This is a genomic window from Providencia sp. (assembly GCF_052096715.1).
In the GTDB taxonomy this organism is placed as follows: domain Bacteria; phylum Pseudomonadota; class Gammaproteobacteria; order Enterobacterales; family Enterobacteriaceae; genus Providencia.
This window is the reverse complement of sequence record NZ_JBQDNB010000052.1, coordinates 1-8,022: the sequence shown is the minus strand read 5'-3', so window position 1 is coordinate 8,022 and position 8,022 is coordinate 1. Positions and strand designations below refer to the sequence as shown.

The 8,022-nt window shown below is 39.1% G+C and carries 8 protein-coding genes and 1 tRNA gene; 4 read left to right on the top strand and 5 right to left on the bottom strand.

What is annotated here, in order from left to right:
* Positions 1 to 702 (top strand): flap endonuclease Xni (gene xni, locus ACTH6U_RS21195; protein WP_441833087.1); only part of this gene is annotated, 702 nt, incomplete at its 5' end.
* 65 nt (positions 703 to 767) lie between these two features.
* Here the strand turns inward: xni and rlmM are convergent.
* From rlmM to ACTH6U_RS21180, 3 genes are read right to left on the bottom strand one after another with little or no spacing between them, the layout of a single operon-like run.
* The gene (gene rlmM / locus ACTH6U_RS21190) at positions 768 to 1,871 is read right to left on the bottom strand and encodes a 23S rRNA (cytidine(2498)-2'-O)-methyltransferase RlmM (protein WP_294106867.1); all 1,104 of its coding nucleotides are present in this window, start codon (positions 1,869 to 1,871) and stop codon (positions 768 to 770) included.
* A complete protein-coding gene (locus ACTH6U_RS21185; RefSeq protein WP_294106865.1) occupies positions 1,864 to 2,259 on the bottom strand; it encodes a DUF423 domain-containing protein in 396 nt (131 codons plus the stop codon). Before ACTH6U_RS21185 ends, rlmM begins: the two co-directional genes overlap by 8 nt.
* Positions 2,260 to 2,286: 27 nt before the next feature.
* A complete protein-coding gene (locus tag ACTH6U_RS21180; RefSeq protein ID WP_294106863.1) occupies positions 2,287 to 3,228 on the bottom strand; it encodes a transcriptional regulator GcvA in 942 nt (313 codons plus the stop codon).
* Between the two features lie 667 nt (positions 3,229 to 3,895).
* On the opposite strand from ACTH6U_RS21180, the gene csdA reads away from it, so the two are divergent.
* Both csdA and csdE read left to right on the top strand, forming a co-directional pair.
* On the top strand, positions 3,896 to 5,101 hold the full coding sequence (csdA, locus tag ACTH6U_RS21175) for a cysteine desulfurase CsdA (RefSeq protein ID WP_441833086.1): 1,206 nt from the start codon (positions 3,896 to 3,898) through the stop codon (positions 5,099 to 5,101).
* Between the two features lie 31 nt (positions 5,102 to 5,132).
* The gene (csdE, locus tag ACTH6U_RS21170) at positions 5,133 to 5,591 is read left to right on the top strand and encodes a cysteine desulfurase sulfur acceptor subunit CsdE (protein WP_294106859.1); all 459 of its coding nucleotides are present in this window, start codon (positions 5,133 to 5,135) and stop codon (positions 5,589 to 5,591) included.
* 47 nt (positions 5,592 to 5,638) lie between these two features.
* Here csdE and tcdA read toward each other — a convergent pair whose 3' ends face one another.
* Together tcdA and mltA are read right to left on the bottom strand one after the other, a co-directional pair.
* Positions 5,639 to 6,448, bottom strand: coding sequence for a tRNA cyclic N6-threonylcarbamoyladenosine(37) synthase TcdA (gene tcdA, locus ACTH6U_RS21165; protein WP_336430514.1), 810 nt, complete (start codon positions 6,446 to 6,448; stop codon positions 5,639 to 5,641).
* A gap of 30 nt (positions 6,449 to 6,478) precedes the next feature.
* Positions 6,479 to 7,573 (bottom strand): murein transglycosylase A, encoded by a 1,095-nt coding sequence (gene mltA / locus ACTH6U_RS21160; protein ID WP_441833085.1) that lies wholly within the window; start codon positions 7,571 to 7,573, stop codon positions 6,479 to 6,481.
* Between the two features lie 250 nt (positions 7,574 to 7,823).
* Between mltA and ACTH6U_RS21155 the strand changes: the two genes are divergently transcribed.
* Positions 7,824 to 7,900 (top strand) — tRNA-Met (locus ACTH6U_RS21155).
* Positions 7,901 to 8,022 lie beyond the last annotated feature (122 nt).

The following is an 8,022-nucleotide window of genomic DNA, read 5'->3' as shown; positions in this document are numbered from 1 at the left end:
GTGCAAGGAAGCCCATGTGGAGATACCTGCTTATCTGCGATATCTCAACTCATCAATCATACTGAAGCAAGCCACGTTGTCGCTGTTTTTGATGAAGAAGGAAGGCATTCTAGCTGGCGCCATGAAAAATTACCTGACTACAAAGCAGGTCGCCAACCTATGCCTGAAGACTTGCAAAAAAACCTACCTTCACTGATAACACAATTTGAGGAAAAAGGGGTCCATTGCTGGCAATCTCAAGGTGATGAGGCCGATGATCTTGCCGCGACGTTGGCAAAACGTATCGCAAATACAGGGCATATGGTGACGATAGTATCGACAGATAAAGGCTATTGCCAATTACTATCACCCAATATTCGGATCCGCGATTATTTTCAAAAACGATGGTTAGATGTTCCTTTTATTGAAAAAGAGTTTGGTGTAACGCCCGAACAACTTCCTGATTATTGGGGGCTTGCCGGTATTAGTAGTAGTAAAGTACCAGGAGTTGCAGGAATTGGTCCTAAAAGTACAACGATGCTATTACAGCAATACCAATCGATTGAAAATTTATACACGAATATCGATAATCTAGATGAAAAATGGCAAAAAAAATTAATTAACCAGCAAGAAATTGCACTAATTTGTCGTGATATTGCCACGTTAAAGACCGACATCATTATTCAAGGTAATTTGAACCAACTGCGCTATCAAGCCAAATAATTGCTATAAAAAAGGTCACTCTAAAGTGACCTTTTTTACTTTAACGTATTGAATACCATCAAATGCTAGTAATACTCACGAGCCATTGGATTCGCTGACCAGACACGCTGAACATGTACTGTAATCTCTTCGCGGTCATGGTATAGCTGTTTAGCTTGAATACGCACGTTAATACTGTGCTCTTTTAGCTGAACCTGCATTTTGTTTAAGATATGAGAGACTTCTTCATAACGTTTTTTCATTGGCAATTTTAAGTTAAAAATCGCTTCACGACACAGGCCTTCTTGCAGCCATTCAGTCATAAGCGCAGCAACCTTAGCGGGTTTTTCAACCATGTCACAAACAAGCCAAGTGATATTATTAGATATTGGACGGAACTTAAAACCATCAACTTGGTGATGAGTAACCTGCCCTGTATCCATTAAACTTTCAGCCATTGTTCCATTATCAACTGCATGTACCATCATGCTGCGCTTCACAAGCTGATAGGTCCAACCACCAGGACAAGCCCCTAAGTCTACCGCCTTCATTCCACTGGCTAAACGTTCTTCCCATTCATCATAAGGAATAAACACATGGAATGCTTCTTCAAGCTTCAGTGTTGAACGGCTAGGCGCATCTGATGGTAATTTTAACCGAGGGATACCCATGTAGAAACTAGAACTATTATTGGTATACGAATAGCCTGTATAGCAACAACCTGGTGCAATAAAGAACACATGAATAACCGGACGTTTAAAATTTTCTTGTGTAAGAAGTATTTTTTCTTTACGTAAAGCGTTACGCAAAGGCACCGTAAATTTACGGCAAAACTTCATTAATTCTTTGCATTCATTAGTATCAGCAACCTCAACGCGAAGATCGCCAGCTCGAGCAACTTGTTGGCTAAGTACATTCACAATTGGTGTAATACGGTCTTCTGGGGGTAAATCTTTGAGTAAATCCCCAACGACTATCATCTGACGAGCAAAAATAAGTTCACTAAAAGGTAAAGTACGTGCAAGTTTATCTGCATCTTCAGCTTGATAGCATTCAAAAATGACATAACCACTATTATCTTTTACTCGAGCAAAACCAAAGACTTCTTTTTGCCCAGCTTTATCTGTGATCTCTGCTGCGCACTCTTTTTCAAAGCCTGGGCGGCAATATAATGCAATTTTATTACTCATTGCGTGACGCCGATTTCCTTAGACGCATAGCGCCGATAACAACTAACAGCCAGCCAATAAGGAAACAAACTCCCCCTATAGGCGTAAAATAAGAAAAGTATTTTACCTGCAATAGGGCCATACAATAAAGGCTACCGCTAAAAAGAAGTATGCCTACCGAGAAAAAAACACCAGACCAATAGAACCACAGTACAACTTTACGCAGTAAAATTGCACCGAGCACCATTAAAGCCACTGTGTGTAACATCTGATAACGTATACCGACTTCAATCCATTCCATCTGATGGACACTCATGATTGAAGATAGTGCGTGGGAACCGATAGCTCCGAAAGCCACGGTAAAAAAACCACTAATTCCCGCAAAAATTAACATCAAACGACTATTCACAGTAACACCTTTTTATGAAATATTTGATTACTGATTAAGCGCCACATCTTGGTCACCCGTAATAAAACCTAATTTTTCTTGTTCACTTGCAGCCTGAGCGAGTACCCATTGACGAAATGCCGCTATTTTTCCTATATCAGCCTGACTTTCTTGACAGACAAGATAAAATGCATTTTTACTGACTAACACCTCGCTAAAGGGACAAACTAAACGCCCTGCATCAATTTCATTTCGTGCCATCACATTATTCGTTAATGCAATTCCTTGACCGTGCACTGCCGCTTGGATAACCATTGAGCTATGACTAAAAATAGGCCCTTTTTGTACATTAACAATATTTTGTAATTCTAATTGCCGAATATATGCTTGCCAATCCCGACGAGAAGAATCATGTAATAGCATATGATTAGCCAAATCCTCAGGATGCTTTAACTGAAGCTCTCCCGTTAATAACGAAGGAGAACAAACAGGCATCAAATATTCTGCATAGAGCCTATCTGTTCGAAGTCCTGACCAATTACCTTTACCGTAGAAAATAGCGACATCGACATCATCTGCCAATTTATCCTCTTCTCTATCTACCGCCTGAATTCGCACATCAATACCAGGATACGCTTGATTGAACCCCGCAAGGCGTGGTACCAACCATTGAATAGCAAAACTCGGTGATAAACTTACGGTTAATGCTCCCTTAGCGCTTCGCGCTTGTAATTTTCGAGTTGCTTCATTTAAAGAAGAAAAAATTTCTTTAATATCAAGATAATAACTTTGACCTTCTTCCGTTAATAATAACGAACGATTACGTCGACGGAATAATTTTAAGCCAAGAAAATCTTCTAAGCTTTTCATTTGGTGACTAACAGCAGCTTGAGTCACAAATAATTCTTCTGCCGCCTTAGTAAAACTTAAATGACGGGCTGCGGCATCAAAGACTCTCAGTGCATTAAGTGGCGGTAATCTTTTAGACATAATCACTTCTATTTGGCATATAGGTATCTATTAGTTTTTTTCATCCGAAGCATTATAAATTGTCCCTTGAGGATACGCCAGTAAATACCTATAGTATGCACACTTCCTAAGCCGGAACGAAAAGTTACAGAGTTTAGTTACTTTGGAACTTTTGGCTTTGTGGTTGTGATGTTGTGTTTGCAAGTTGTCTGGGGATGCCAGACGTTGTAGCTATTGCTACTGTTTATTTTCACTTCCTGTACATTTACCCTGTCTGTCCATAGTGATTTTATAGTGCACCGCCTAAGCGCGGTGCTTTTTTTTGCCTATTATAATATTTAGTAAAGCAAATAAATTAATAAATACAACAAACTATGAATAGCTACTAGTTTACCGAAAAAATATTCACTTGGATATTTAAGATAATTCTTGAAATTAGTCCGTAAACTAAGCTAAAAATCACTCATCGTTCAGAAAAGGGATTGCATTGTCATGCAAAACACTGAATCATCTTAAAATCAATTAAATTTCGTTGAAACAATTAATAGCAAATGTAACAAAACATTTCAACGAATAGATTAAAAAATGACTGGTTCAACTATCATCCTTCTTGATAAACCTAATAATTAATTTTTAAAATTTAGTCTGTCAAAATGAATCTCAAACTAGGTATAAAAGAATAAACACTATGGATCACTTCAATGCTACTCAATTTCGCCAAGCCTTCCCTGCTATAGCTGCCAATATTACTTTTTTAGATAGTGCGGCAACCGCATTAAAACCTTTAGCTATGATTGAGGCATCGAATAATTACTATCAATTATCCGGTAGCTCTGTCCATCGAGGTCAATCAGCTGAATCATTAAAAATTACCAATGACTATGAGCAAGGGCGAATTAGAGTTGCAAAGTTAATCAATGCACCAAATGAAAAGTCAATTATTTGGACTCGCGGCACCACTGAATCCATAAATTTCATCACCCAAAGCTTTTTTAGAGAAAAATTACAACCTGATGATGAAATTATTGTAAGTGAAATAGAGCATCATTCGAATTTATTACCGTGGTTAATACTGGCAAAGCAGACTGGAGCTAAAATTGTTAAATGGCCAATTAATGACAGCCTAATATTAGATATAGACGTACTTAAATCAAAACTAAATACAAAAAGTAAAGTCGTCGCAATCACCCAAATGTCAAATGTAACGGGCTACCAACCTGACCTAAGCATAATCACTCAACTTGCCCATGCTGCGGGTGCACTTGTGGTCGTTGACGGTGCCCAAGGTATTGCTCATCTCCCAATTGATGTATCCGCTATTGATATTGATTTCTATGCATTTTCTGCCCACAAACTTTATGGTCCTACAGGCTTAGGTGTCTGCTATGGAAAGCCAAGTTTACTGTCACAAATGAGCCCTTGGCATGGAGGTGGCAAAATGCTAACTGACGTCACTTTTGATGATTTCACTCCAGCCCCTATCCCACAATGTTTTGAAGCTGGAACGCCTAATATAGCAGGGGTAATCGCATTTTCTGCTGTGTTAGAGTGGTTAAATAAGATAGACTTCGTTCAAGCAGAAATTTATTCTTGCTCACTGATCCAATATGCACATGAACAACTCTCGCAACTCGATAATTTGATTTGTTATAGCACGCCCAATTCACCCTTACTGTCTTTCAATTTTAAAGATATTCATCATAGTGATTTAGGGCTTCTCTTGACCGAACAAAATATTGCACTACGCTATGGGCAACATTGTGCTCAACCTTTAATGGATGCTTTAAATATTAGAGGCTGTTTACGCATTTCAGTAATGCCTTATAATAACAAGCAAGATATTGACCAATTTATTAAGGCAATCAAATTTGCCCTTTCAATACTAAATGATTAAATCGATATTAAATGATGAAGAAGGAAGCCTAATGACTTCGACTAAACATGAACTTGCTCCGCACCCTTTTGGTACTGAGATAGTTATTCCAGGAATAGTTGAACAATTCTCTACCCAAAAAGCATGGGAAGATAAGTACCGCTTGCTGATCCAACTAGCCAAACAGCTACCTGCATTAACCGATGAAGAGAAACAACAAACTCAAGAGGTTAAAGGCTGTGAAAACCGAGTATGGATTGGCGCGCTCTTAAATGATGATGAGACTTTCCATTTTTATGGTGATAGTGAAGGTCGTGTTGTTAAAGGCTTATTTGCAATTTTATTAGCAGCTATTGAGCTTAAAACCGCCCAACAAATCCTCGAAATCGATTTTACTGATATTTTAAATCAAACAGGATTATCTGGTCAATTAAGTGAATCTCGCCAAAATGGCATCCAATCCTTAATTACTGCGATTAGAAATATCGCCAATGAGATGACCCCGGCTTAAATAACTGAATGAGGCTATTAATATAATTTATTATTAGCCTCATTTAATCATTTCACCGTTCTTTGTGCTTTGGCGATCATTTTTTTAAGTACATGAGAAACAGCGATAAAACCAAAACTTGCGGTGACCATTGTTACTGCACCAAAACCAGATGCACAATCCATCCGTTTAGAGCCATCCGCCGTGCTTTTTGCCGCACAGACAGTTCCATCACTTTGTGGATAGACTAATTGCTCTGTTGAGAACACACAATCAATTCCCAACTTACCTTTACTATTTTTAACGACATTAAAGTCAGACTTTAGACGTTCGCGTAATTTAGCGGCTAAAGGATCTTGAACCGTCTTAGCCAAATCAACAACTTGTATTTGAGTGGGATCGATTTGACCACCTGCGCCTCCAGTGGTGACAACTGGGACTTTAAAACGTCGGCAATAGGCTAACAACGCAGCTTTTGGCCTTACACTATCAATTGCATCAATAACATAATCAAACCCCGTACTGAGGTATTCAGACACATTATCGACAGTAATAAAATCATCGATTACATTCACAATACATTCGGGATTAATCGCCAAAATACGTGCTTTCATTACATCTACTTTGGGTTGTCCCACAGTGGTGCTAAGTGCATGTAATTGACGATTAGTGTTTGTCACACAAACATCATCCATATCAATTAATGTGATTGAACCAATACCCGAACGCGCTAACGCCTCGGCAGCCCATACCCCAACACCACCAATACCAATAACGCACACGTGAGAGCGAGCAAAAAGAAAAAGTGCTTGTTGCCCGTATAAGCGCCCAATTCCAGCAAAGCGCTGCATCCACGCATCAGAAAGCTGAGTTTGCATAATAACAAATGACCTTAATTAAAACGGCTACTACTTACTAGCACCAAAAAGCTGTTGATCCTTCTTCAGTACCCAAACTCGTCCATAATGATTATAAAACCCGGCCATTTTACCGGCTTCATGACCTGTTCCATGGTAGATATCGAAATGGTGTCCTTTAATTGCACCACCCACATCTAAGGCAATCATCATACGCATTTCATATTGCCCCGTAAATTTACCATTATTATCAAGTACCGGTATTTCAGCCAATAAAGCTGTACCCGCTGGAATTAATGATTTATCTGATGCCACAGAAGCTTTAGCTATCAAAGGTACCGCACTCGCGCCTCTGACAGGTACAAACGATTGAGGTTTGAAAAAAACAAATGACGTATTCTCTTCTAATAGTTGACGAACCTCTTCTTCGCTATGACTGTTTGTCCAATCATGAATAGCTTGCAATGACATTTTATTCAATGGCACTTCACCACGGTCAACTAACACTTTACCTATACTTTTATATGCATGGCCATTTTTGCCTGCATAACCAAAGAAATTTAATGGGCTTCCATCACCAAAGTTCACATAGCCACTCCCCTGCACTTCCATCATGAAGTTATCAACCGCAGAGTTACTGTAAGCTAAAATTAGATTATTACTAAGCGCCCCGTTATAAATTGCCGCTCTACTAGGTAAACGCTTTTTACCTTTAGGTGGCATTCCATATAATGGATGGCGAAATTCACCTTGAGGTGTACGTCGCGCTTCAATAACAGGTGTGTAATAGCCCGTAAACTGTACGTTGCCATAATTATCTGCACCTTCCATTTGAAAAGCCGCTAAATTGAAATTAACTAACTGGCTCGGGTCACCGCCTGCCATTAGCCAGTTCTCTATAGCATGATAAGTTTCATTATTATTTTGAAAAAGACGAGGTGAGGCATTTTTAATTTCAATAACTTGGCGATTAAAATCAGGGGTATTAATCGGGCGGCCTTGAGTATTTACTTGATTAACCTTTTGAAGATCACTAACCAAGTGACCATCTTTATATTGCTGCCCTTTATCAGTTGGGTGAGATTGGCATCCAACCAAAAAAGAAACACACATACCTGTGACTAACCATTTTTGCCATAATTTCATGATTTTCTGCCCGAACTAATCCAATATGAAGCGCACAATAGCAAACTCAAATTAAGAATGAAATGAGTAAACATATTTTAGCCCACTATTTCTGTTTTCTATTTATACCTTCGGTTGCCTACACTCCCATGGATTAAGATTAAAAAATAATCGTCAAGTATGTATTTTGTTCTACAATCCGTAATAAATGAAAAAAAACACGAAAAAACTTGCATCAGATCTCATCCCGAGTATAGTGCCCCATATCGGACGCGGGGTGGAGCAGTCTGGTAGCTCGTCGGGCTCATAACCCGAAGGTCGTCGGTTCAAATCCGGCCCCCGCAACCAAATTTGTTGTTTATCAACAAATGTAGTAAAATAAACCAGTTAGTACAAAGTAATAAAGTATTTCAGGCGCGGGATGGAGCAGTCTGGTAGCTCGTCGGGCTCATAACCCGAAGGTCGTCGGT

What these genes read in the sequence shown, in the direction of transcription:
- ACTH6U_RS21180 (WP_294106863.1), bottom strand. Translation starts at nt 3,228, where the DNA reads ATGTCTAAAAGATTACCGCCACTTAATGCACTGAGAGTCTTTGATGCC.
- mltA (WP_441833085.1), bottom strand. Translation starts at nt 7,573, where the DNA reads ATGAAATTATGGCAAAAATGGTTAGTCACAGGTATGTGTGTTTCTTTT.
- tcdA (WP_336430514.1), bottom strand. Translation starts at nt 6,448, where the DNA reads ATGCAAACTCAGCTTTCTGATGCGTGGATGCAGCGCTTTGCTGGAATT.
- rlmM (WP_294106867.1), bottom strand. Translation starts at nt 1,871, where the DNA reads ATGAGTAATAAAATTGCATTATATTGCCGCCCAGGCTTTGAAAAAGAG.
- csdE (WP_294106859.1), top strand. Translation starts at nt 5,133, where the DNA reads ATGACTTCGACTAAACATGAACTTGCTCCGCACCCTTTTGGTACTGAG.
- csdA (WP_441833086.1), top strand. Translation starts at nt 3,896, where the DNA reads ATGGATCACTTCAATGCTACTCAATTTCGCCAAGCCTTCCCTGCTATA.